This window comes from Limosilactobacillus pontis, assembly GCF_002940945.1.
Taxonomy (GTDB): Bacteria; Bacillota; Bacilli; order Lactobacillales; family Lactobacillaceae; genus Limosilactobacillus; species Limosilactobacillus pontis_A.
In genome coordinates, this window is sequence record NZ_PNFV01000001.1 from 61812 (window position 1) to 85591 (window position 23780).

Sequence of the window (23780 nt, forward strand, 5' to 3'; positions counted from 1 at the left end):
AATCCTCCAATAAATAATAATCTGTGTTTCAAACACGTAATTATTATTTATTGGAGGTTATTTTCTTACAATGATTTAGATAAACATTTGTTGGAGGAGGAACCTTTTCAGAAGAGTTAGTTTAGTTAATCTACTCTGCTGGAGAGGAATGGTTTTATCCAATATTGTAAATAATTTACCAATTTTAGTTTGTTCCTGCAAATTAGGAAATTGTTCCTTTAATGTTAGAAAATCACCATAGCTAATACTTCTACCATCTCTTACACCGTACGTAACCTTTTTTAGCAACTGAATAAAATTATGACTACTAAATTTCTCTTTCCAAAAGTTATCATTATATTCATCAGGTTCCTTAAAAGAAAAGATGGTATATGCTGGGGAAGCTATTCCTTCTATACTTGAATAGGCAAATCCACCCTGAAATGATCTTAAATGGATAATAAAATCTCCCGGTTCTATACGTTTATAATTATCCAGACTGTCTTTCTTATACTTTATATCAATGCCTGTCTTTTCTCTTAATATCATGCCTTGATCCTGAGTTGCAGATAAAACTGGTAAATATGAATAGCCCTTGTCTGATTTAGATTTAAATAATTCACTACCCTTACGCTGCTCCCAATCGCCACTAAAGCCATCAAACCGTAATACTGGTTGCTTAGCATCCTTATCAGCAAACATCTTTTGTAGCAGGCCTTTTTTAAGTTGCTTTAAGAGGTCTAGTTTTCGTTGCTGGAGAGAAAGTAAAGAATCCAACTTTGATAATAGCTTTCCAATATTAATCATTTCTTGTTTCTGAGTAGGGACGTTAAATTTATAGTTGGAAACTAGGCTCCAATCAGAACGAGGCATTTTTGATCCAGAAGATAGATTACTTACCGCATAAAATCTGTCAGTTTGAATTAAAAAATATATAAAATTAGATGGTACACTAGGACGTAATACCCAAAAATCGCCAATAGCTACACCATCGAAAGTAGCCAAAAACCAATTTCTTAAATATGGACGTAGTTTCCCAAATAATATGTCGTTTTTTTCAAACAAGATTCCCACTTTATCAGATTTTAACTCTGAAATTTTACCATTTAAGGTTCCCATTCCGGAATTGATATTTTCAAATTCTATATGAGGCAAATTAGAACCCTTACCATGTCTGTTAATCCTTAAAATATTATTTTTAAACTTACGCTGCTCCCAATCGTTAGTGAAGCCTTTAAAACGAAGATTAGGTACTTTCTTTTTCTCTTTAGCCATTACTTAATCTCCCCTTCTAGGTCCTTGATGATGTCATTGATTCCGGCCATCACCTCATCGTCTTTAGACGTCAGTTGCTTCAGCATCCCCACCAGTTCCTGCTCATTATCCTTGATTTGGGCATTAACATCCCGTAACTCTTTTGATACCTGCCGCAGATCTACTTCTGGTTCTGGCTCAAAGGTATCAACGTAGCGCGGAATGTTGAGGTTAAAATCGTTTTCCTTAATTTCATCAAAGGTTGCCAAATGCGCATATTTATCAACGTCCTGGCGTTTTTCATAGGTATCCAAAATCTTGCTAATATCGGCTTCACGTAATTTATTCTGGTTCTTCCCCTTTTCAAACTCCTTGGAAGCATCAATAAACATCACGCTCCGGTCCTGCTTATCCTTCTTCAGCACCACGATCGTCGTTGGAATCGAGGTACTGTAGAACAAGTTCGCCGGTAACCCAATAACGGCATCAATGGAGCCGTCCTCTAGTAGCTTCTGGCGGATCTTGCCTTCCTTGGCTCCCCGGAACAACACCCCGTGCGGAAGGACAATCGCCATCGTCCCCGTATTCTTCAGGTGGTAGAAGCCATGCAATAAGAAGGCATAGTCGGCCTTTGACTTTGGAGCCAGGACTCCGTACTTGCTAAAGCGCGGATCTTCCAGGAAACCCTTAGCCGCCGACCAGTGCAAGGAATACGGGGGATTCATGACCACGGCATCAAAGTTGGTCTTAGCTGACGGCGGCCAGTCCGCATCCAGGGTGTCACCATTCCGTAAGTGTTGGTTAGCAGTATCGACATGGTGCAGGATCATGTTCATCCGGGCCAGGTTGTAGGTTGACGTATTGATTTCTTGGCCGTAGTAGATAATCTCTTCCTTATGTTGCGTATACTTTCGGAAGTTTAACAGCAGTGAGCCAGACCCCATTGCCGGGTCGTAAACGGTCAGCCCCTCTGGATAGTGCCTACCGACTAGGGTCAGGCGGGTTAATAATTCGGAAACCTGTTGCGGCGTGTAAAATTCGCCCGCCTTTTTACCGGACTCTGAAGCAAATTGACTGATCAGGTATTCATAAGCATCCCCCAGGGTATCCCCGGCTGACTTAACCAACTCCAGACCATCGATTGCCGAGAGCACCGCACTAATCGTATCGGCCTGCTTCTGGGCATTGCTCCCCAACCGACGGGAAAACAAATCTACATCATCAAATAAGCCCTCGAAGGTATCGTTGGTCCCCTCAATCTCCTTGAAGGCATCCCCAAGATTCACAATCTGGAATGAGTGGTCATTCACGTGCTCCATGACTTTCGTAAAGGTGTTTTCTGGCGTAATCACATAGGAAAAGGTATCCATCAGTTCATCACGCAGGTCCTCGTCGTCGGTATTTTCCTCATACAGCTTCTGTGCTTCGGCGAGGGTGGTCGATTCACGACCATCACCGATCTCGTCGGCGACCTCGTACAGCAGACTATCGGATAAATACTTGTAGAAGATAATCCCCAAGAGATAGTTCTTGTATTCATTCGCGTCCATCTTGGAACGCAGTGCATCCGCCGCGCTGAACAAGGCGGTTTCTAAGTTTTTTGTTTCATTTGTTTTTGCCATGTCTGTCTCCCAATTTAAACTTTATAAACCACAGATTATGTCTATAATTTTGCGGTAATTTAATTATATTACTTCACAAAATATTGTGCAGAATCGTTTTTAATTTAATTGATTTGAGAATTCAGGGACTTTTATAATTTCTAGTCATATATAGGAAAACAACTTGTTCATTTTGCCCCAAAAATATGTCCAGTATCGCAAAACGACACCCTCAAAATGAAGGTGCCGTCTTTTGTTCTGCATTATAGCATATCGGTGCCAAATCACCTGAGATTGCACCAATAATAAAAAAGAGCGCCTATTAAGCGCCCCAACCGGTTCGGTCCATGAAGAGCTACCTCATAACCATTTTGCGCACCGGCCTTCTAGTCTTTGTTGTGCCTAGTAAGCACATTAAACACCTAATTAAGAAGCTGTTCAAGTAATGGCTAATAATCTTGGCGCCCTTCCTATTGGTTGGGCGCTTTCTATTTATGTGAAAAATAGTAACAATGCAACCTCGTCTAAGCTAATGACTACCGTTTTAATTAGTCCGTTTTTAATGAAGGTGCCGTCTTTTGTTCTGCATTATAGCATATCGGTGCCAAATCGTCTGAAATTACACCGATAATAAAAAAGAGCGCCTATTAAGCGCCCCAACCGGTTCGGCATATGAGGAGCTACCTCATAACCATTTTGCACACCGGCCTTATTATCCTGTAAACTTATTATACCACAATCCAAATATGTTACAATGTTAATGCACATCGGGTGGATAGCTCCGCTTAAACCATGTGCATTGGGAGGTGACTCCTGTGGGACATTGGTTCCTTATTATCCTGTTTGTGCCTAGTAAGCACATTAAACACCTAATCAAGAAGCTGTTCAAGTAATGGCTAATAATCTTGGCGCCCTTCCTATTGGTTGGGCGCTTTCTATTACGTAAAAAGCGTAGCCGGAATTTTTATCACCGGTAGTCCCCGGAGCATCGGCAAGGACAGTTATGCTATGGTAATCAACGGTTTCAATAAGGTTAATAAAACAATAGAGCAGACCCTAGAAGACTAGGCAGCCTGCTCTATTACTTTAATAATGGCTAAATATCTACACTACTGAATAATCAAATTATTTCTCTACTAAATCACTTATTGTCGGCGATCTTTTCACCCTTGTTTACATAGTGCAGGGTACCGATTGGGCCGTCAACGTGCAGCTTGCCGTTCTTGTAAACCAGCTTAGTTACCGCGGCATTCTGCAATGGCTTACCCTTGTACTTATTGCTCATCGTTGAAAGGTACTCGTTGATTGACATCCCTGAACTTACAACGAGGACGTTACCGCCACCCTGCTTTTGCGTCGTCTTGGCAATGTGGTTCAGTTCAGAGGTCATCCGTTGCTGGACCTGCTTTGAACTTTCCGCACGATCGTTCTTCGCTAACTTAGTGTTTTGTGAATTCTCAGAGTCCAGCTTGTGGTAGGCATCCTGTAGTTTGTTCCAGTAGTCCTTGCCAGTTTGTTGCTGGAATTGCTGTCCATCTGAATAGCCATAGACATTCGCAATCTTCTGGTTGTCCGCCTGGATGCTATCACCCTCGAAACTACCGTAGCCACCTTCCCGCAGCTTAGGCGTGGTGGTAATCTTAGTTCCCTTATTGCCAGAATGGTCAAGAGCATGTTGGGCCGTCTCTTCTTGACGGGTCAAGTTACCAGTATAAGCATGCTTGAATTTGATTCCCTTTAAACCGTAGCCAAGGTCATTGGCAACGGTAACCCCATTCTTCGTCAATGGAAAGTCGCTTGATCCCTGTACACGCTGCATGACATTGGCCGTGGTTTCACCATGCCGAGTCAAGTAAATGGTTACCTGATCCTTATTTGATGCGGCAGATGCCGTTGCCGGTACAACAGCGGTGGTTGCGCCACCAAGTAACAAACCTGATAATATTGCACATGTTGCTGTTAATTTCTTAATCTTCATCAATAATTCCCCAATTCCATAAAAAACAACTCAGTAGTATACCATTTAGTTTCATAAATATTATGACAATTCATGCAACCGTTTTCAATAATATTTTTAATATTTTTTGCCAAATTAGTAAATTTTGTCCACTTACCAGCCCAGACCATATGTTGACAATTGACAAGTCACCCAGAAAAGCTATAATAAATCTTAGCTTGATTAAGAGCTTAATCTAATATTTCTGTAGGTAACTATGGGAAGGGGAAAGTGTACCCTAAATTAGATTAAGCTCTTTTCGTTTTCCATAGTAAAAATCACATTTATCATGGAGGAAAAAACTATGGAGAAGAAATTAGTAAACGTTGAGCTCACGATGGAAAACGTCGAGTACTGGGACATCCCCGCCAAATACATCCGGCGCTTCTATTGCGATGATTTACGCACCGCCCTCTCCCTGCAGGAAGACATCAATGGTCACCGGGATGGGCGCGTCAGCCAGGAATTCACCTGCAAAACCCTGGTCCTGGCTTTTGATTATAAGCAGATCAATGCTTTGCAGACCTTTGCCCTTGATCAAAACGGGCGTCAAGAGGGTCTGGGCGACCGGTTAAAGCACTGCCGCGACATCACCTGGGTAACCCTCCACTACGACAATGGCGACCAGGTTGACATCCGGGTGCCATGGAATTTCCGTAGCGACACCTATAATTACAACATGTACGCCGAAATCAACAAGTTCAATCCAAACGAGGAAGTGATCTTAATTTCCAGTGACGATCAGGTCCTCGCCGACAGCTCCTATTGGATGGAACGATCCTACTGACTCTCAAATATAAAAGCAATCGAGCAGGCCCTAGCTAAATCTAGGCAGCCTGCTCGATTGTTTTATTACTGCGTGTTTCATTTGTTACATGGCAAATTATAGTCTGGAAGGCCGCTTAAACTTTGCCGATCTCATTTAACGGGTCTCGTACTTCTTATTATACTCATAGGCCAAGGCCGGCTCCTTGCCGAAGCGGTGAAAATTATTCAAACCGTTGATCTGCGCCATCTCCGCATCCGATAGGGAAAAGTCATAGATGTCGATATTCTGCCGAATATGAGCAGCATGAACCGCCTTCGGAATAAAGGCCACCTCACTCTGCAGCTGCCAGCACAGGATCACCTGGGCTACCGACTTGCCATGACGCTTCCCGATCACTTCCAGCAAGGGATTAGTCAGGATATTCCCCCGCCCCAGCGGACTCCATGCCTGGGTAACAATTCCGTGCTGACGGTTAAAATCAATCAGCGGCTGCTGGGTCAGCAGGGGGTGGCGCTCGACCTGGTCAACCACCGGCAGCTCGCTGGCCTGGGTTGCCAGGTACTGAAGGTGGACCATCGGGTAGTTGCTGACCCCGATCGACCGGGTCAGTCCGGCCTTCTTCAGGTCTTCCAACGCCCGCCACGACTCGAAGAAGTACTTTTCGGTCGGCCAATGGATCATCAGCAGGTTAACGTAATCCAGCCGCAGCTTATGGAGAGAATCCTTGACCGAGGCAATTGCCCGGTCATAGGACTCATTGGCCTCGGCGATCTTCGTGGTCACAAAGTACTCGTCCCGTGGTACCCCCAAGTGCTGCAGGGCTAGGCCCACCTCATCCTCGTTTTCATAGAGCTGAGCGGTATCGAAGAGCCGGAAGCCCGCCGCGTAGGCCGTCTTGATTGCCTCATCCATTGTTGCCTGACCACGCACCTTGTAGGTCCCAAAGCCCTCTTGGGGCATTCGCTGACCATCCGCCAAGGTCAGCCACTTGTATCCATCCATGTTATTCCTCCTTAATAGAAAAGCCCAGAAGATTCTTCTGAGCTTAAGAAAATGTCTTTACTTAATCCGTCCGGCAGGACCTACTTTGCAGTCCCACCTTCGTTATCGGCTTCACCACTGGCCCAAACCTTGGTTGCGTAAACAGAGTTGAACAGCAGGGCTGCCTGGAGGGCAATCTGTGACAGGTCGCCACCGAACGTCCCGATGTGAACGCCCATTTGGAAACGGACTGCCAGGATGATCCAGTAGATGATGTTGGCCGTGTTGACCCAGATCCAAAGGGACCAGTTTTCCTGGTACTTCAAAATGTAGAGCAGTTGGGCGATAAAGCTGACTACCAGGTTGAAGGAGTCAAAGTATGGCAGCTGGCCGTTGAACATTGAAATGAAGTACCAACCGATGAAGTAGGCTGCAACCACTCCGGCGAAGACCCAGCGCCGCACCTTGGGACTGAAGCGCTTGGTAGCGTCATCGTGTCCCCACATGAACCAGCCGATCGGTTGTGAGATCACGTAGAAGATGTCCATCACAAAGGTTCCCCAGGTGTGACTCTGCCAGGCCACGTAGGTCATAGCCACGCACTGGATAAAGCCGAAGATGAAGGTAATCTTCCGCCCCTTCATCCCATAGACCAGGGCCAGGGTCCCGAATACCCCCGACATCATTCCGATCCAGCTATCTGGTGCGATTAAGTAAACCCCGACCTGCAGCAGAATCAGGATCGTGACGTAGATGACTTCGAATCGTTTCCACTTGCTAAACAGTTGTGTGTACAGCCAACCATGGCTACTTGCATTTGACATTATTTACCCCTCCAAACTCTTGTCACTTAAAATATCGAATGCTAGCTTCAGTGAGGACACCTCGCCCTTGGCCATCAAGGCATCCCCGTCAACCAAGTCATTGACCCCAGCGGCCAGGTCCCCCTCATAGAGGACCACGTTATTCAAGATCGATAGGGTCTCCATCCCTCGCTGACGACCAATCGTCATCAGGGCGCCGGATTCCATGTCGGCGCCAACGATCCCCTTGCTGGACCAGAAGGCTTCGTTCTTGGCGTTATCATCCATGTAGAAACCATCGTGGGAACGGATAATCCCATAGACCGCGTCCGGGGCGTACTTGTGAGCCAGTGCCATCAGCTTAAAGGATGGCACCGCCGGGTAGATTCCCGGCACGTACTTCTGGGTCAGGCCATCGTCTCTGACAACCCCTTCACCGATGATCAGCTCCCCTAAGCCAATCCCATTTTGCATGGCGCCGGCCGAACCAACCCGGATGACCTTCTGGACGTTGACGTTATGGAGCTCCTCCACCCCAATGCCAGCGGATGGTGCTCCGATCCCGGTTGACATGACCAGGATCCGCTTCCCTTGGTAGTTCCCGATGATCGACTTATACTCCCGGTTGAAAGCCCACTTGGAAACGTCATCCAGGAACTCGGCGGCCTTGTCGACCCGGGCCGGGTCACCGACAATTACGGCACTATCGGTATCGATGGCGGTGGTCAGTTGGGTGTGTGGCTGTTTCTCCTCAGTCATAAGCTATTCCTCTCTTTCGATAATCTTCTGTAGTGTCTGGCGATCGGTGATATGGATGGTCGATCGGGAAATTTCAATAACGCCGATATCGGCCAGCCGTTTAAGGACTCGGTTAATGTTACGATATGAGGTATCCACCTCGTAGGTGATCCGCTCACGGGTGATTGGCGCCCGCCCGTCGCCGCATTGCAGGAGAAACAGACCAATCTGCTGCAGAGCGGAATGCATGCTGTAACGTTCCATCCGCTTAGTCAGGTGGTAGATCTGCGCCGATAGGTTGCCAATCAGGTGGTCGGCAAAGTAGTGATCCTTCTGTGTCCACTCCACGAAATCAGCGTTCTTCATCTCCAACACGGTAACTGGGGAGATATTGACGACGGACGCACTGTAGGGGCGCTTGATAATCGCCTCCTGCTCGCCGAGGAACATCCCCGGATCATAGACGTCCAGCACCACCTGTTTGCCACTCGGCGAATTCAGGAAAACCTTGACCCGACCGCTGACCAGCAGGTAGGTGTAGTCGTAACGTTCGTCCTGCTGGAGGACAAACTGCTTGCTGGCAAAGTGGCGCACCCGCATCCGTTCTAAGATGTTAAGCGGCACGGTCTTCATCAAGCGGCGCACCCGGTCATCTGAATTGATGGCCTCATATACTTCATTAATACTCAAGAGGATCGCCTCACTCTTTATCATTATTATAAAAGACAGCGTTTTCATTAACTATGTCACCTGTCCCGCAATTACCACAAAATTGCCGGATTTAGCATTTTTAGTTTAACACTTTGAAGACATTTGTCCTCAGATTTTTTGGGGCGCCCTGACTTAGCCACACCAGCGGCAAATCTTTGCTATTATAGAGTAAGTGAAATTTTGCAAAGTGAGGAATCATCATGATTGGAACATACACTAACGTGGCTGCGATCCTCATCGGCACCACCATCGGCTGCCTATTGAAGCGCGGCATCAGCAAGAAGTACGAGAACGCCCTCTTTACGGTGATGGGGCTCGCCGCACTGGGGATCGGGCTTGAGAATGTCGTCAACAACCTGCCAAAGAGCCGCTTCCCGGTTCTCTTCATCGTCAGTCTGGCGATTGGGGCCCTGCTCGGTACCTGGTGGGACCTTGACGGCAAATTTGGCCGCCTGATCCGCCGCTTCGGGGGCAAATCCCAGCTGGTCAAGGGGCTGGCCACCGGGATCCTCCTCTGCTGTATCGGTGCGCTTTCGATCGTCGGGCCGGTCATGGCGGCAGTTCGTCATGACCAGACGATGCTCTATACCAACGCTACCCTCGACCTGGTGACGACGATGGTCTTCGGCGCCAGTTTTGGCTGGGGAATGCTCCTCTGTGCCCCGGTCCTCTTCTGCTGGCAAGGCGGCATCTACCTGGTTGCCAAATACCTATCGGCCAGTTTCTTCAGCCAGCCGCTGGTTACCGAGATCGCCATCGTCGGCGGTTTCCTGATCGCCACCACCGGGATCTCCCTGCTCAAACTCCGTGATATCAAGACCCTTAATATCCTGCCGGCCCTCCTGGTGCCAATCGTCTTCTTTATCGTCCACGACCTGACTGGCTGGTTCTAACACTACCGGGTTTAAAAGCAAAATCGCCTATCCGCATAACAACGGATAAGCGATTTTTTATCTACCTGGGTACCTGAACATTGACCGCCCGACCGGCGAAGTGAGTGATAACGGCCTGTTTAGGCTGGAGATCGACCATCAGCGTGACCCCGTCAACCCGCAGACTACGCGGCCCGGCGTAGTAAATGTCGAGGGGCCGACGCCGCAGCCGTTCGATCGCCTGCAGGAGGTCGCCCGTAAACCGGCCTGGGTCAACCGTATCCGGCAGGGTGTTGACCAGTTCGGCGAGGGTAGTAGGTTTAGCCATTGAAAAATCTCCCCTTTGCTGTAATTTGCTCCTATTCTGGCCCTGATCAGGGTAATCAGGCGTGGATATCGTGCTGGTAGGAAACGTGGCTACGGCCATTAACTGAGGTAACCCGCAACTGATCGGGAATCTGCTCCTCAAGCTCGGTGACGTGACTGATAATCCCGATCATCCGGTGCCCCTCCAGGTCCTGAAGGGCATGCAGAGCGTCAGCCAAGGCTTCCTGGTCCAGCGATCCAAAACCTTCATCGATAAAGAGGGCGTCGATGGTAATGCCCCCGCTTTGTTCCTGGATGATTTGGCACAAAGCCAAGGCTAAGGCCAGGGAGGCCATGAAGCTCTCCCCACCAGACAGGGTTCGCGCACTCCGCGTCTTCCCAGCGTTATCGTCATACACGTTAACCTCCAGGCCGCTCCACTTGGCTCCAGCCCCGTGGCGCTCGCTGGCGAGTTCAAACTGGTAGCGGCCGTTAGTCAGCCGGTCCAGTTGGACGTTGGCCGCCGCCAGGACATCCTGAAAATAGGACTGCAGGACGTATCGCTCCAGGCTGAGGTGGTTCTCGGTATTCCCGGTGACAACATCGGTCAGGGTCTGAAAGGCAGTCAAGGCTGTCGCCTGCTTGCCACTTGCCTGGACTAATTTAGTCACCCGCGCCTGGGCATCCTGGAGCTGACGGCGTTCGGCATTGCGCTGACCCACTAACTGTTGGAGAGTGCTCAAATCCGCTTGCGCCTTGCTCAAGGCATTACGGCGGGCAGCAATATCTGGTGCCGGCCGACCAGCAATCTGGGCGGTCAGACGCTGAACCTGCTGCTGATTATCGTGAACACGAGTCTGGTAGTCTTGGATGGCGGCTTGGAGTTGCGGCAGTTGCGCCAGCTGGGCTAGACAACGGTCCCAGAAATCCCATTTCAAGTCAGCCCGGTAGGCCGTTAGGGCCGTGCATAACCGTTTATGGCGGTTTGCCTGTTCCTTGGATAGGGCTGCCTGCTCGTTCTTGATCGTCGCCAGGGAATTCTTCGTGACCGCCAGGCGCTGGGCAAGTTGCTGTCGCTCCTGGTCGGCCGCCGTCAACTGGTCATTAAACTGCTTGACTTGATCCTGAAGGTTGGCCAGCTGCCGTTTAGCCGCGGCCTCATCGGCAATTCCGGCTGGCAGGTCCCCCCGTTTGGTTTCCAGGATTGCCTGCTGGCGGGTTAACGTTGCCTGGGCTGCTTGAACGGCAGCCGCGTCCTTCTCCAATGGTGCCTGTAAGGTCGTCTGCTGCTCCTGCAGGGCGGTCAGCCGGTCCTGTTCCTCAGCTGCCTGGTCCTGCTGGTGCTGCCACCGTTGTGCCGCCGCCTGAACCTCTTGTCCATGATGGGTAACCTGGGCCTGCCAGTCAGCTGGCAGCTCCGTAGTCCCCAACAGTTCGGCCAGCTGAGTCTGGGCGGTGGCTACCTGCGCCTGGTAGTCGGCTTGTTCCTGGTGAACCTGCTTAACCTGCTCCTTTAACCGGCTCATAGTGTCACGGCTCTTCTGGAGGCGGTCACTAGCGGCTTGCAACTGCTCATCGGTAACCAATTCTGCCTGGTCATCAACCCGGGCTGGGTGCGGATGATCGGTGCCCCCGCAGACTGGGCACGGCGAACCAGGCTTAAGCCGGCTCGCCAGCCGGGCAATCTGGTAACGGGCATCGGCATCGGTAAGGTCGGCCAGCTCCTGGGTCTGCCGCTCAACAATGGCGGCCTGCCGTTCCAGCTTGGCTGCCAGCTGCTGCCGACGCTGGCTGGTGGCGGCCCGCTTGCTGATAAGATCAGCTAGGGTCATACCAACGCGTTCCAAATCCTCCTGATGGCGCTGATCCTGGTCAATCTGCCGCCGTTGTGCTGCCAGGTCGCCATGGGCCGCTAACTGATCTGTCAGCTGGGCAATCGCCTTCGTCAGGTCCGCAGCTGCCTGCTGGTGAGTAGCCTGATGTTGCTGAGCCACAGTCAGTTGATGTTCACTAGCCTTGACCTGGGCCGTCAGCTGACTAAACTTAGCAAACAGCGGTAGGCGCTTGGCCAGTTCACTGGCTTGGTCCCGTACCTGCGCTATCGCATCCTGTTGGGCAGCCAATTCCTGGTAATGATGAGCGACAGCCTGGTGCTGGGCAGTCAAGGTTGCCTGCTGGTGAGTCAACGAAGTGATTTGCTTCTCCTGATCCGTCATGCGCCGGGCGCCATCCTTCCACTGCTGGTAGGCAGCCCGGTGTTCCTGGACCCACTGGAGGTCAGCTAGCTGGGTTTGCTTGGCAGCCACAGCCGCTTGTTCTTCAGCCAGGGCGGCAGCGGTCTGTTGGGCTGCCTGCAGTTCCTTCAACTGCTCCTGAAGTTCCTGTTCCGCGTGCAGCTGCTTGGTCACCTGATTGACGGCTGCCTGTTGGTCATCCCGCTGCCCCTCCAGTTTGTTCAGCGCCGCCTGCAGTTCCTTCAGCTGCTTTTGGACGGCCGTCAGCCACTCGTCAGTGCCTAGCTGGGCGTCTACCGTGCTGATGTTTTCCTTAGCAGACTGCAGCTTAGTCGCCTGGTCGGCTAAATCCCGCTTCCGCTGGGTCAGTTGGTCCTTGAGTTCCGTTGTCCAGCGCTCATAGATGGTCGTGTTAAAAAGGTCGCGAAGCAGGTCTTCCTTAGTATTACTGTCCGAATCCAGAAACTGGCGAAACTTTCCTTGAGGTAGGAGGACAATCTGGCGAAACTGGTCCCGGGTTAGGTTGAGCAGGTCAGTGATGAAGGAGTCGGCCGCCTTGATCTTGGTGATTTCGTGAGGCTGATCGCTCTCCAAAGGGTAGACCAGCTCAACCGCCTGGTTATGCTCAACTGGCCGACCACGCCGCCCAATCAAGGTCTGCTTGGGCCGCCGGGTCACCCGGTAAGTCTGTCCCTGATGGGCAAAAGTGAAGGTAACCGCGGTCTCTTGGGCGGCCGGGGCAAAGTCCGAACGCATGGCCGCTGCTGACCGCTGATCACTGGTGGTCTGACCAAAGAGGGCATAGCACATCGCGTCAAAGATAGTCGTCTTTCCCGCCCCGGTATTGCCGGCTACCAGGAACAGCGACCGTTTGCTAAACTCAGTGAAATCGACCACTGTGTCAGCATAGGGGCCGAAGTTTTTCAATTCAATTTTTAATGGTCGCAATTTACCTGTCCTCCTTATTGTTGACAGCCATCAGGGCATCATTGGCCCACTTCCGCTGGGTATCGGTCAGCTCAATTCCCATCGTCTGCTGGTAGAAATCGGCCAGCAGGTCCGTTGGCGATTGTTTTTGCCGGACCTTGGCATGGTTGGTATCGATCTGCCGGGCGGCGTGCGTCCGGTGCAGACTGACAATCTTCGGGTAGTGCTCCCGCAGCTTGTTCAGGACGTCCGGAATCCGCTCGTGATCGGTCAGCTCGATGTCGTAAAAATCATCCTTAGGGTGCTGATCGTGATCGGCGATTAGGTCGGCAAACCGCCCCTTCAGCAGGTGGATGCCATGAACCGGCGCCAGCGGTACCCACTCAGCCTTGAAGGGATCAGTATCAACGATCCAGACCCCCTTCTCCTGATTAACCTCGGAAACGGAGAACTTCATCGGTGAACCGCTGTAGCGCACCCGGTCGTCGTGGAGGGCGTCCCGGTTGTGAAGATGACCTAGGGCGACATAGTCAAAAGGCGCCAGGGTGGTCGTCGCCACCGCGCTCAGCCCCCCGACCTCGATCAGGGTTTCTGAATCCGCCGTGTGCTGACTCCCGGCCGCAAAGAAGTGGGCCACCAGGACATGGTGCTTCCCTGGAGTAAAGTGCTCCTGCATTTCATCAACGATCCGGGCCATCGCCGTATTGACGTCGCGGATCGTGTCATCACCGAAGTAGTTGCGAACCACCTGAATGCCAAAGAACGGTAGGAGGAAGAACTCGGTATTGCCGATTGTCACTGGTTGAAAGGCATTATCTATGTCGGTATTAAGGTAAAGGCCAGTCTGGACAAACCAACTGGCCCCCGTACCCAGCCGAGTAGCCGAGTCATGGTTCCCACTGATCGCTAGGATTGGAAAATGATCCGTCAGATTCAGCTGGCCGAGTTCGGCGTTAAGCTGGCGAACCGCGGCCTCACTGGGAATCCCGCGGTCATAGAGGTCGCCGGCGATCACCACCACGTCGACTTGTTTCTCCTTAGCAATTTTCTCAATCTGCTCAAAGACGGCTTGCTGGTCAGCCAACAGGTCAAAGCCGTTCAGGTGTTTACCGATGTGCCAATCGGCGGTATGCAAAAAACGCATTATGCTTTCTTCCCTTCTCAGACTATTACACTATTCCCTATTATAATATATACGCAATATTTCCCCAATCACAACAAAAAAGCAGGGACAGACAAAATGTCTATCCCTGCTTAATATAGAGGGCGGTATGTGGGATTTGAACCCACGCGTGCCGGACCCACAAACCGGTGTGTTAACCAAACTTCACCAATACCGCCAACAAATTCAGTTAGGCAATGCAACGATTGCCAATGGAGAATAACGGAATCGAACCGATGACCTCCTGCTTGCAAAGCAGGTGCTCTCCCAGCTGAGCTAATTCCCCAAAAAGTGACCCGTGCGGGATTTGAACCCACGATACCAGCGTGAAAGGCTGGTGTCTTAACCACTTGACTAACGGGTCATCCGGTTGAAGCGGAAGACGGGATTCGAACCCGCGACCCCCACCATGGCAAGGTGATGTTCTACCACTGAACTACTTCCGCATGTCGTCCTTGACAACATGAACAATAATAGCAAGATTCCTACTAAATGGCAAGGACTTTTCTTAAAAAAATTAAACTAATTTGCGTCCGCCCACCAGCTACTTCCGCCGACTCTTCAAATATAGACAGAATGGCCAGATGATCGCCCCGGTCACCAGGGCAACGATCGTCGACTTTTGATTCTTTTTCAATGAGTTGCGCATCTTGCTGACCTCCTCAGTCGCCTGGTAGTATCTTCTAATCCTTTCCTTTTCACTACCCCATTATACCGCTAATTCAATACTATAGGTCCATGATCCGCAGGCGGGATTGCCACTGGGTGCTAAAGTCTGCCTGCTGCCATTCGTTGATCCGCCGATTGCGAACCCCCACCGCTTGATTGAGGTAGGTGACCCCGTGCCGGACTAGTGGCGGGTGACTGCCGTGCAGGTGACCATAGAAAACGTAAGCAACGTTACCTGCTGTCTCCAGGAGGGTCCCCAACCGATCGCTGCCCATCATCGCATTGATCATCTGATAAAACCGCTCCTGGCGCGCGGTATGAATTGCTGCCGGACGCGGAGCCAGCAGCTCATGGCGAGGCGCAAAATGGGTCAAGAACAGCACCCGTCGGCCAGCCTGCTTGGCGGTGGCCAGTTGTCCGGCCACCTGGTCAAGTACCATTATCATCCGTTCCTGGTCATTGCCCAATTGGTTGATCGCGCTATCCAGCCAGTAAACGCGCTTCCACTGCCGAATCGCCCCCGGGTCGGTTCGGTAGCTTGAAAAAGAGTAGTCATACCAGCCGGTTTTGCCAACCACCCGCCAGTCCGTCCCCGGCAGGTCGACAAAGCGGTTTTGAAGATAAGACAAATCCGCTAGACCTGTAGCCAAACTAACGGGCGCGTGCTTAAGAAGGTCGTGATTGCCTGCAATAAAATAGACCCGCGTCTGGCCAGCCAGTTGTTGCCGAAGATCGTGCATGTACTGGCGGGTCCGGGTAAAGTCATTGAAGAGGTCCCCGGCAAAGAAGTAGTATTGAACCCCCTGCTCCGCTAGGTACCGGGCCTGCATTGTCAGTGCCGCTCGGGGATCGACCCGATTGACGTCTAAGTGGTTATCACTGCTGATCGCAATCCGAACCATTCTAACCGCCTCCTAACAAAAGCGACCCTATCCAAAGCTGAATAAGGTCGCAACAGTAGCTTGCATGAATAAAAATCTGAAATGCCTTTTATCCATGATTACCTAATTTTTAAATTATCTTAATCGGGTTATTTTAGTATACACTCAATTTTGATAATTTATCCTTGACTAATCACCGGGAAGCTTATTTCCCAGTTTGCTCATCTTGGTGGTGGGACGTCAAGAATTGCATCCGTGCCCCGATAATCTTGTTGATAGCCGGGACCCCATCCCGAACGTGAAGGGCCTTGAACGGGAAGGTTGCCCGATAGGTCACTACTCCCGGATCGATGGCCTGCTTCAGGGAATCAATCACTGCCTTATCGGCCAGACTACCGGTCAGCAGCTGGGTAAAGACCCCCGGCAGACTGACCTGGAGAACCTTTGACAGGAAGGCGGTCTCGGTCAATGGTAGTGGCTGAACGCCGAGCTGGTGGTATTCGTCCCCTGCCTTGACGAAGATGACCTGGTACAGTCCTGGTTCATCCTTAGTCATGACCGCATTGCTAGCCTGGTCACTGACTGACTGAAAGGCATAGTCCGGCACCTCAGCCGGATAGCGGATCGCCGTCGACTGGTAGTTCAACTGCTCAGGTGAAAGCAGGTTGGTCGTCGTCCCCAACGGGTAGGCATACTCACCGTCAAAGATGTAATTGAAGGCCACCAGTTTAGCAGCCCGGTTGTCAAGCTGGGGCAGGCGATCGTCAGGCAAGATAACCAGCCGACAGTCTAGGTCAACCGGCTTCAGTGCCGCCAACAGTTGGGAATAGGATGCCGGTACAAACAGCAACTGGGGCTGCTCCACCTTCAGGAGCTGCCGGATATTCTCCGGGGTCGGCGGCTCCAGGTAGCGTTTGTCGCTCAGTTCGCTCACCAGGGCCACTGAGCTCGGGTTGGTGTCAACGATCACGGTGTGGTAGCCCTCCCGATGCAGCTGTTGCATCATTGCTGCCACAAAATAATCCCCGGCATTGCTGAGGCCAAGTCGTAAGCCACCAGTTCCAATCACCATGGCACTCGGCTGGGCCGTCTTGGTTCCCTCGTTCTCATCCTCAAGAGCCGAGTAGAAACTATTGGTATGCTGGTCAAACTCACCCGCAGACGGTTCGATCTCCTTGTATTTAGTCGTCAGCTGGTGGTCCACCAGCATCTGGTAGATCCGCTGCGGTGTCGTCTTCCAGAGACGGGCAATCAGCTGGTTGCTCAACCCGTAACCCTTAGCCTTGATCAGGACTGGTTCCTTATTCGGGTTATCACTAACCTCCTTGATCAGGAGGCGCATCTTATTGATCTGCTCAAAATAGAAAGGATCGATCTTGGTCATCTCCGTCAGCTCGTCGACGGAGTAGCCCCGGTTCATTGCCTCAATCAGGACAAAGAGACGCCCAGCTTCCGGGTGAACCAGCTTAACAATCAGCTCGTCATCGGTCAGTTTCTGCTGAGCGGCCAAATGAAAATCGGCCGGTTCCCGATAACGGGACTCGATGGCCTTGAAGAGGGCCTCAATCGTATTTCGGCCAATTCCAAAGACGGTACCGACCGACTTTTTTTCCGTTCCCAGCAGACGACTAGCTTCGGGGATCTCGGTGAACCCCCAGACTGGTACCCGAGCCGCAATATGATCCATCGTCGGCTCAACCAGGGCCGCGTGATGGACGTAGTTAGGCCCCAGGTCAATGTCACGCAGGAGCTTGCCGGCATAAAGCTGAGCGCAAACCGCCGCAATTGGATAACCGGTCGACTGGGCAACAAAGGAGGTCATCCGGTCGAAATAGGGACTGACCTTGATGACGTAGAACTTGCCGTTTTCGGGATTTAAGGCGAATTGAACATGGTTGATACCGACAATTCGCAGCTTCCGGGTGATCGCAAAGGCGGTGTCACGCATGTCCTGGATCTGCCGATCAAGCAGGGTCTGAGGCGGATTAAAGGCCACCGAGTCACCAGCGTGAATGCCAATTGGATCCATGTCTTCAACCATTGAAAGCATCATCATCGTTCCCGAGGCGTCCCGCTGGGCAATCACCTCGATTTCCTTATAGCCGGCCAGGCTCTGCTGGACCAGGACCTGTTCGGCCCGTGACTGACTCAGGCAGCTTTGGACCGCAGTTGCCAGTTCCCGCTGGTCATGGACAATTTGCCGGGTACTATTGCTCTTTGGCAAAACGGAGCGGATAATCACCGGGTAGCCCAGTTTCTGGGCCTCCTCCAGGGCATCCTGGTAGTTGCTGACCGTCACGACCGACTTCATCGGCGCATCCATCTTGTGGAGAGTTCTACTGAGCAACACCGGGTTATTCACCTGACGGACCGTCGCTTCGGGAACCCCAAGCAACCGGATTTCGCGTTTTTGGATGATCCCCTTCTCAAGAAGCTCCTGGGTCAGCTCAAAGGCGTGCTTGTTGCCGACCGTCGGCAGGATGGCGTGAGGGTGGTAACGCTCAATCAAGCCGACCAGGTTCTCGACGTTCAGCGAGCCAATGCAGGCATGGTCAATTGCCGCCCGGTTTTCTAAGCTAATTGAGAACGGGTTATCGTCGGCCAGGATGGTCTTGATACCGAGCTGCTTAAAGGCGGTCGTGATCTGAAAGGTCGCCGCATCTAGTTCATCACCGTGCTGGACGTCGTTGGCCCCGGCTCCGATCACCAGGACCGACTTGATGGTTTGCTTTGGCATCAGCGCCGCGCCTCCTTTCGCTTCATTATGTCAAGAAATTCATCAAACAGGCCATCCGTCTCATCCGGTCCCGGAGCCCCGTCCGGGAAGAATTGAACCGAGAAGGCCGGGTAGTGCCGGTGACGCAGACCCTGGATGCTGTCGTCAATCAGGTCCACGTAGGTAATAAACAGCTGGGACCGGTCAACCGTATGCGGGTCGATCTGATAACCCCCACCCTGGTTGGCGTAAACGATGTGGTCGGTGATGATCTCCTTCAACGGATGGTTCATCCCGTGGTGTTCAACCGGTGTGCGCTGGACCGTTGCCCCGTTGGCGATCGCAAAGAGCTCGTGCCCAAGGCCGATCGCAAACAGCGGCACCTTGGTCTGGACCTGCTGGATCATCTCTAGGACCGAGCGCTTGATGCTGTTTGGGTTCCCAGGGCCACTGGACAACACGACGCCGTCTGGATCCAAGCGAAGGATTTCCTCGGCAGTGGCGGTATACGGCAGGACCGTGACGTTACATTTGCGGCGGCTAAGTTCCCGCAGGACCCCGTTTTTCAGGCCGAAGTCGACAACGACCACGCTCATCCCCACCCCCGGGTTCGGGTATGGTTTAGGGGTGGCCACTTGGGCAACCTGCTGATTTGTCAGCACCGTCGCGTGAAGCTGATCAAAGGCATGATCATCCGGGACGGGTACAATACTCCCCTTCAGCGGTTTGCCAGCGTCCCGCAGCTTGTGAATCACTGCCCGGGTATCGATGTTGGTGATCCCGGGAATGTTCATCTGCTTGAGGTAGCGGTCGAGTGTCAGCTGGCGGGAGGTGTTAGCCCCCACATTGGCTAATGAGCGCGCGACCACCCCCTTGATCGTCGGCACAATTGACTCATAGATGTTGCGTTGGATGCCGTAGCTACCGATGTTGGGCTGGGAAAACACCACGATCTGGTTATTATAGATCTGGTTGGTGATGATCTCCTGATAGCCAGTCATGCTGGTGTTGAAAACCACCTCGCCAAAGGTAACCGCAGGGGCGCCAAAGCCCTCCCCAGAAAAAATTGTTCCGTCTTCAAATATTAGGTATCGTGCCGTCACTTTATCACTCACCCTTAATATACGTTCTCATATCCTATTATGCCGTTTGGGGGCACAATTTCAAGAAATTAATTATCACTTTTGTCTAGTTTGTCTAGCATCTGCCGAAAATACGGGGGCAGCGGAGCCGTGAAGGTCAGCTGCTTACCGGTCCGCGGGTGCTTAAAGCCCAGCAGCCGCGCATGCAGGTACTGCCCATTGCCCGGCAGGGTCTTGCGCGGCCCATAGAGGGGATCCCCCGCCAGTGGGTGGCCAATATACTTCATATGAACCCGAATTTGATGGGTCCGGCCGGTCTCAAGGCGGCAGGCCACCAGGGTATAGTGGTGGTAGCGCTTGAGGACCTTAAAATGGGTAACCGCATGCCGACCATCGGCTACCACCGCCTGCTTTTTCCGATCCTTAAGCGACCGGCCCAGGGGCGCATCGATCGTCCCCCGGTCCTCCTTGATCACCCCGTGAACCAGGGCCACGTACTCCCGCTCGTTGGTCTTGGCCTTGAGCTGGGCAGCCAGTGAGCGGTGGGCCATATCATTCTTGGCCACCATCAGCAGGCCTGAGGTGTCCTTGTCGATCCGGTGAACAATTCCGGGACGAAATTCACCGTTGATGGTCGACAGGGGCGAATGATAGAGCAAAGCGTTGACCAGGGTGTGGTCCGGATGCCCCGGTGCTGGATGGACAACCATCCCCTGGGGCTTATTGACCACAATCACGTCGTCATCCTCGTAGATAATGTCAAGGGGGATGTTCTCTGGGACTAGGTCAATCTTCTTAGGCTTCTCTGGTTCAATCGTGACCACGTCCCCGGTCGCCAGTTTATACTTAGGCTTGACCGCCTGGCCATTGACCTGGACATTGCCATCCTCGATCCAGCGCTGGAGCTGGGAACGGGAGTATTGTGCGAAGTGGTGGCCGAGCTGCTTATCGATCCGTCCCGTCAATTCATTATCAATTACCAGTCGTACTGGTTCAACCATTCTATCAATCATCCTCCCGTAGAATTGCAATAACCAATATTAGTACCCCGATGGTCAAGCAGGAGTCCGCTACGTTGAACACCGGAAAGTTGATGAAAAGCAACTCGAACATGTCAACCACGTAACCGTTCAGCAGACGGTCGATAAAGTTGCCAAGAGTCCCGGCTAGAATCAGGGACAGGCCAACCATTAGGACTGGCTGCTGGCGCCAACGAACCATCAGGTAGGCGATCACGGCGATGGCCACCACTGAGATGATGGCAAAGAACCACTGCTGCCCCTGAAGGATACTCCAAGCCGCGCCCTGGTTGCGAAGATTGGTTAACGCCAGCACTCCAGGAATCACCTCGTGACTGGCCCCCAGGGCAATGGTGGTTGCCACCCAATATTTTACCAGCTGGTCAATTACCACCAGGATCATGACAAGAAGCAGACTGATGCTAATGATCACGGTCGGTACCCTCCGTTTGGTTGGCAAGTGCCAGCTGTAACCGTTTAATGGCTTTTTGAGTGAAGGTGAAGTTGAGGATCTCCCCGTTCACCGTCATCGTCACGGTATGCTTGGTGAATCGCGGCTGACGAATATCGGCCAGCGGGATCATCAGGTAGTCACGCTGTAAAAGCCGGCTGAAAACCAGCTTGGTTGGGGTAATCAGTACCGTTCGCCGCTTGATCCCCAAAAATGTTAAAATAGCAAAGGCCACAAAGAACAGGGCCGTCACCCACTGAAAATGGGTGATCTCCAGCCAGATAATCAAGCCAACCAAAAACAACAGGAACGTCCAGCACCAGCTGATGATCGTCCCAGTCAGGTCCGGTTGATAAAAATATCGGGTCTCTTCCTCCATAAGACAGACTCTTCCTTTCAAAGTGAGGTAATTTCAATGTTAAAACTCTATACCGACGCTGCCAGCAAGGGCAATCCCGGTCCCACCGGCCTTGGCGCCCTGGTCATTGCTGACCACCGCCAGTACCAGCTGACCGCCACTTTGGCATGCGCCGACAACCATCATGGCGAGTTTGCCGCCGCTCAGTTTGGTTTCCAATACCTGTTGGACCACTTTGGCCCTCAGCAAACAGTGCTATTCTACACCGACAGCCGAGTTCTCAGTGATGCCATTGGGAAAAATTATACAAAACATTACCAAAATGAGCTCGCGGAACTCAATCGGCTTATCGGCCAGTTCACCACCGTGGTCACCCAGTGGATCCCTGACCAGCAGAACCCCGGAGCCCACCACCTGGCCAACCAGGCGTTGCAGTCACTCGAATAGGCCGTCACTTATATAATACGTGAATAATTGATTTCAACATCAAACCGACTATATTGTATCATTTTGCATCCCCAAACTACCATACTACCCGTAAACAGGCTAGGATTTTTTAGTCCTAGCCTGTTTTTTACTGTTGCAGCAGTACTTTCCCGTTATATTTTTAGGAAAACGATACCCTTTTATAAAATTAGGTATTGACATCGCTTACATAAGATAATATATTATTTGGTGTATCGATAAACCATAAATCTTTTTGAAATACTATCAAAGGAAGTTATACAAATGAACTACTTTATTGGTGTTGATGTTGGCACAACTTCAACAAAAGCCGTCCTTTATGATGAACACGCAAGAGTATTAGATCACTTTAGCGAAGGCTACTCTCTTTACCGGGATGCCAGTGGAATGGCCGAACAGGACCCGGAAGCAATGCTCAATGCCGTTGAAAAGGTGATCCATGACGCTGGAGCAAAGATCGATTTTTCAAACGAAAAATTGTTAGCGGTTTCTTTCTCCAGTGCTAACCAAAGTGTTATCATGCTCGATCATCATTTCCACCCACTTTCTCGGATAGTCACGTGGGCCGATACGCGGGCGCGGGCGGTTGCTGACCAGCTGAAACGCAGTCCGGAGGGGCAGCAGCTATACACCAAGACCGGAACACCGATTCACCCAATGTCACCGCTGACCAAGATAATGTGGCTTAATCAGGCCCAACCAGAAACGGTGGCAAAAACCGCCTACTTTGGCGATATTAAGTCCTACCTCTTCTATAAGTTCTTCGGGTCATTCAAGGTCGACATCTCAATCGCCTCCTGCACCGGAATGATGAACATCAATACCGGCAACTGGGACAGTCAGGCCCTGGCTCTTGCTAAGGTTAAGGCCAGCCAGCTGCCCACCATCGTTAACGGGACAAGTCAGGCGGTCGGTTTAACAGACGAGGCCCAAGCAAAGCTGGGCATTCCATCAGATACCCCATTTGTCTATGGTGCCTTTGATGGGGCCCTGTCAAACCTGGGCGTTGGCGCAATCAAGCAAAACACGGTGGCAATCACTATTGGAACATCGGCCGGCGTTCGCGTTGTCACTGACCACCCCGTAATCGATCCTCAGCAGCGACTCTTCTGCTATGCCGTCGATAACGGTCTCTGGGTGGTTGGTGGTCCCCTGAACAACGGTGGCGATGTCTACCAATGGGCAGTCGAACACCTAGTGGACGCCAGCGCCGTTAAGAACGAACAAGTTGACCCCTATACCCTCGCTAATCACGTTATTGAGGGAGTTCCGGCTGGCGCCCATGGGCTCATCTTCCATCCCTTCCTCGGTGGTGAACGGGCTCCCCTGTGGGATGCCAATGCCCGGGGAAGCTTCTTCGGCCTTTCGCAGCTGCATACCCGTGCCGACATGCTGCGGTCAGTAATGGAAGGAATCTGCATGAATATTGCCACCGTCTTCCAAGCCGTCCGCGACCTTATTGGTGAACCAACCAGCGTCACCGCGACTGGTGGTTTTGCCCGGGCAGAAGTTTGGCGGCAGATGCTGGCGGATGTCCTCAATTGCCCGGTTAACATTCCAAATTCATTTGAGTCTGGATGCTTGGGAGCAGTCACCATGGCGATGAAGAGTCTCGGGATTGTCGACAGTCTCGACGTTGTCCAGGACTTTATTGGTGACATCAGCTCATACCAGCCACGGACAAGTGCCGTTCACGTTTACCAGCAATACCTGCCATTATTCCAACAGGTTGAAGGATTATTAACCCCGGCCTATTCAACAATTGCCATGCTGCAACAGCAGTCTTCTCATAAGGAGGTTTAAATT

20 protein-coding genes and 4 tRNA genes are annotated in these 23780 nt (G+C 51.6%); 4 read left to right on the top strand and 20 right to left on the bottom strand.

Annotated elements, in window-relative coordinates:
- Window positions 1–75 precede the first annotated feature (75 nt).
- From CK797_RS09125 to CK797_RS00315, 3 genes are all read right to left on the bottom strand, one after another.
- On the bottom strand, window positions 76–1254 hold the full coding sequence (locus CK797_RS09125; protein ID WP_225364996.1) for a restriction endonuclease subunit S: 1179 nt from the start codon (window positions 1252–1254) through the stop codon (window positions 76–78).
- Window positions 1254–2855, bottom strand: a complete 1602-nt coding sequence (locus CK797_RS00310) for a type I restriction-modification system subunit M (protein ID WP_104687839.1) — start codon at window positions 2853–2855, stop codon at window positions 1254–1256. The genes CK797_RS09125 and CK797_RS00310 overlap by 1 nt, the downstream gene beginning before the upstream one ends.
- A 1120-nt stretch (window positions 2856–3975) precedes the next feature.
- Complete coding sequence (locus tag CK797_RS00315) at window positions 3976–4812, bottom strand: histidine phosphatase family protein (RefSeq protein ID WP_104687840.1); 837 nt, start codon at window positions 4810–4812, stop codon at window positions 3976–3978.
- A 322-nt stretch (window positions 4813–5134) separates the two neighbouring features.
- Here CK797_RS00315 and CK797_RS00320 point away from each other — a divergent pair, with 322 nt between their 5' ends.
- The gene (locus CK797_RS00320; RefSeq protein ID WP_104687841.1) at window positions 5135–5617 is read left to right on the top strand and encodes a hypothetical protein; all 483 of its coding nucleotides are present in this window, start codon (window positions 5135–5137) and stop codon (window positions 5615–5617) included.
- A gap of 135 nt (window positions 5618–5752) precedes the next feature.
- Here CK797_RS00320 and CK797_RS00325 read toward each other — a convergent pair whose 3' ends face one another.
- The 4 genes from CK797_RS00325 to CK797_RS00340 form a co-directional block, all read right to left on the bottom strand.
- Window positions 5753–6601 (bottom strand): aldo/keto reductase, encoded by an 849-nt coding sequence (locus CK797_RS00325; protein ID WP_104687842.1) that lies wholly within the window; start codon window positions 6599–6601, stop codon window positions 5753–5755.
- 80 nt (window positions 6602–6681) lie between these two features.
- On the bottom strand, window positions 6682–7404 hold the full coding sequence (pnuC, locus tag CK797_RS00330) for a nicotinamide riboside transporter PnuC (RefSeq protein WP_104687843.1): 723 nt from the start codon (window positions 7402–7404) through the stop codon (window positions 6682–6684).
- 3 nt (window positions 7405–7407) lie between these two features.
- Window positions 7408–8142 carry a nucleoside phosphorylase gene (locus CK797_RS00335; RefSeq protein WP_104687844.1) on the bottom strand — a complete coding sequence of 245 codons (735 nt, stop codon included), beginning with the start codon at window positions 8140–8142 and terminating at the stop codon, window positions 7408–7410.
- Between the two features lie 3 nt (window positions 8143–8145).
- A complete protein-coding gene (locus CK797_RS00340; RefSeq protein ID WP_104687845.1) occupies window positions 8146–8811 on the bottom strand; it encodes a Crp/Fnr family transcriptional regulator in 666 nt (221 codons plus the stop codon).
- Between the two features lie 221 nt (window positions 8812–9032).
- Between CK797_RS00340 and CK797_RS00345 the strand changes: the two genes are divergently transcribed.
- Window positions 9033–9725, top strand: coding sequence for a DUF554 domain-containing protein (locus CK797_RS00345; protein WP_104687846.1), 693 nt, complete (start codon window positions 9033–9035; stop codon window positions 9723–9725).
- Window positions 9726–9786: 61 nt separating this feature from the next.
- On the opposite strand, the gene CK797_RS00350 is transcribed toward CK797_RS00345, so the two are convergent.
- The 13 genes from CK797_RS00350 to CK797_RS00410 all read right to left on the bottom strand — a co-directional run bounded on the left by CK797_RS00350 (window position 9787) and on the right by CK797_RS00410 (window position 21530).
- Window positions 9787–10032 (bottom strand): hypothetical protein, encoded by a 246-nt coding sequence (locus CK797_RS00350; protein ID WP_104687847.1) that lies wholly within the window; start codon window positions 10030–10032, stop codon window positions 9787–9789.
- Between the two features lie 55 nt (window positions 10033–10087).
- Window positions 10088–13192 carry an AAA family ATPase gene (locus CK797_RS00355; RefSeq protein ID WP_104687848.1) on the bottom strand — a complete coding sequence of 1035 codons (3105 nt, stop codon included), beginning with the start codon at window positions 13190–13192 and terminating at the stop codon, window positions 10088–10090.
- Window position 13193: 1 nt separating this feature from the next.
- Window positions 13194–14315 (bottom strand): exonuclease SbcCD subunit D, encoded by a 1122-nt coding sequence (locus CK797_RS00360; protein ID WP_104687849.1) that lies wholly within the window; start codon window positions 14313–14315, stop codon window positions 13194–13196.
- Between the two features lie 121 nt (window positions 14316–14436).
- Window positions 14437–14511: transfer RNA gene (locus CK797_RS00365), tRNA-His, on the bottom strand.
- A gap of 35 nt (window positions 14512–14546) precedes the next feature.
- Window positions 14547–14619 (bottom strand) — tRNA-Ala (locus CK797_RS00370).
- Window positions 14620–14625: 6 nt separating this feature from the next.
- Window positions 14626–14697: transfer RNA gene (locus CK797_RS00375), tRNA-Glu, on the bottom strand.
- Window positions 14698–14707: 10 nt separating this feature from the next.
- A tRNA-Gly gene (locus CK797_RS00380) sits at window positions 14708–14779 on the bottom strand.
- Between the two features lie 282 nt (window positions 14780–15061).
- On the bottom strand, window positions 15062–15904 hold the full coding sequence (locus CK797_RS00385) for a metallophosphoesterase (protein WP_104687850.1): 843 nt from the start codon (window positions 15902–15904) through the stop codon (window positions 15062–15064).
- Window positions 15905–16088: 184 nt separating this feature from the next.
- On the bottom strand, window positions 16089–18620 hold the full coding sequence (locus CK797_RS00390) for an ATP-grasp domain-containing protein (protein ID WP_104687851.1): 2532 nt from the start codon (window positions 18618–18620) through the stop codon (window positions 16089–16091).
- Window positions 18620–19702 (bottom strand): carbamoyl phosphate synthase small subunit, encoded by a 1083-nt coding sequence (locus CK797_RS00395; RefSeq protein WP_104687852.1) that lies wholly within the window; start codon window positions 19700–19702, stop codon window positions 18620–18622. Before CK797_RS00395 ends, CK797_RS00390 begins: the two co-directional genes overlap by 1 nt.
- A gap of 68 nt (window positions 19703–19770) precedes the next feature.
- Complete coding sequence (locus CK797_RS00400) at window positions 19771–20682, bottom strand: RluA family pseudouridine synthase (protein WP_104687853.1); 912 nt, start codon at window positions 20680–20682, stop codon at window positions 19771–19773.
- A 4-nt stretch (window positions 20683–20686) separates the two neighbouring features.
- The gene (gene lspA / locus CK797_RS00405; RefSeq protein WP_104688089.1) at window positions 20687–21127 is read right to left on the bottom strand and encodes a signal peptidase II; all 441 of its coding nucleotides are present in this window, start codon (window positions 21125–21127) and stop codon (window positions 20687–20689) included.
- Window positions 21123–21530, bottom strand: a complete 408-nt coding sequence (locus CK797_RS00410; protein WP_104687854.1) for an EbsA family protein — start codon at window positions 21528–21530, stop codon at window positions 21123–21125. The genes lspA and CK797_RS00410 overlap by 5 nt, the downstream gene beginning before the upstream one ends.
- A 36-nt stretch (window positions 21531–21566) precedes the next feature.
- Here CK797_RS00410 and CK797_RS00415 point away from each other — a divergent pair, with 36 nt between their 5' ends.
- Both CK797_RS00415 and CK797_RS00420 read left to right on the top strand, forming a co-directional pair.
- Complete coding sequence (locus CK797_RS00415) at window positions 21567–21956, top strand: ribonuclease HI family protein (RefSeq protein ID WP_104687855.1); 390 nt, start codon at window positions 21567–21569, stop codon at window positions 21954–21956.
- Window positions 21957–22238: 282 nt separating this feature from the next.
- Window positions 22239–23777: a gluconokinase gene (locus tag CK797_RS00420; RefSeq protein WP_104687856.1), complete on the top strand. Its 1539-nt coding sequence runs from the start codon at window positions 22239–22241 to the stop codon at window positions 23775–23777.
- Window positions 23778–23780: the final 3 nt, after the last annotated feature.

Excerpts from the sequence above, each read along its gene's own strand:
- CK797_RS09125 (WP_225364996.1), bottom strand. The coding sequence starts at position 1,254 with ATGGCTAAAGAGAAAAAGAAAGTACCTAATCTTCGTTTTAAAGGCTTC.
- CK797_RS00320 (WP_104687841.1), top strand. The coding sequence starts at position 5,135 with ATGGAGAAGAAATTAGTAAACGTTGAGCTCACGATGGAAAACGTCGAG.
- CK797_RS00325 (WP_104687842.1), bottom strand. The coding sequence starts at position 6,601 with ATGGATGGATACAAGTGGCTGACCTTGGCGGATGGTCAGCGAATGCCC.
- CK797_RS00345 (WP_104687846.1), top strand. The coding sequence starts at position 9,033 with ATGATTGGAACATACACTAACGTGGCTGCGATCCTCATCGGCACCACC.
- CK797_RS00350 (WP_104687847.1), bottom strand. The coding sequence starts at position 10,032 with ATGGCTAAACCTACTACCCTCGCCGAACTGGTCAACACCCTGCCGGAT.
- CK797_RS00310 (WP_104687839.1), bottom strand. The coding sequence starts at position 2,855 with ATGGCAAAAACAAATGAAACAAAAAACTTAGAAACCGCCTTGTTCAGC.
- CK797_RS00360 (WP_104687849.1), bottom strand. The coding sequence starts at position 14,315 with ATGCGTTTTTTGCATACCGCCGATTGGCACATCGGTAAACACCTGAAC.
- CK797_RS00315 (WP_104687840.1), bottom strand. The coding sequence starts at position 4,812 with ATGAAGATTAAGAAATTAACAGCAACATGTGCAATATTATCAGGTTTG.
- CK797_RS00390 (WP_104687851.1), bottom strand. The coding sequence starts at position 18,620 with ATGCCAAAGCAAACCATCAAGTCGGTCCTGGTGATCGGAGCCGGGGCC.
- pnuC (WP_104687843.1), bottom strand. The coding sequence starts at position 7,404 with ATGTCAAATGCAAGTAGCCATGGTTGGCTGTACACACAACTGTTTAGC.
- CK797_RS00400 (WP_104687853.1), bottom strand. The coding sequence starts at position 20,682 with ATGGTTGAACCAGTACGACTGGTAATTGATAATGAATTGACGGGACGG.
- CK797_RS00335 (WP_104687844.1), bottom strand. The coding sequence starts at position 8,142 with ATGACTGAGGAGAAACAGCCACACACCCAACTGACCACCGCCATCGAT.
- CK797_RS00420 (WP_104687856.1), top strand. The coding sequence starts at position 22,239 with ATGAACTACTTTATTGGTGTTGATGTTGGCACAACTTCAACAAAAGCC.
- CK797_RS00410 (WP_104687854.1), bottom strand. The coding sequence starts at position 21,530 with ATGGAGGAAGAGACCCGATATTTTTATCAACCGGACCTGACTGGGACG.
- CK797_RS00415 (WP_104687855.1), top strand. The coding sequence starts at position 21,567 with ATGTTAAAACTCTATACCGACGCTGCCAGCAAGGGCAATCCCGGTCCC.
- CK797_RS00385 (WP_104687850.1), bottom strand. The coding sequence starts at position 15,904 with ATGGTTCGGATTGCGATCAGCAGTGATAACCACTTAGACGTCAATCGG.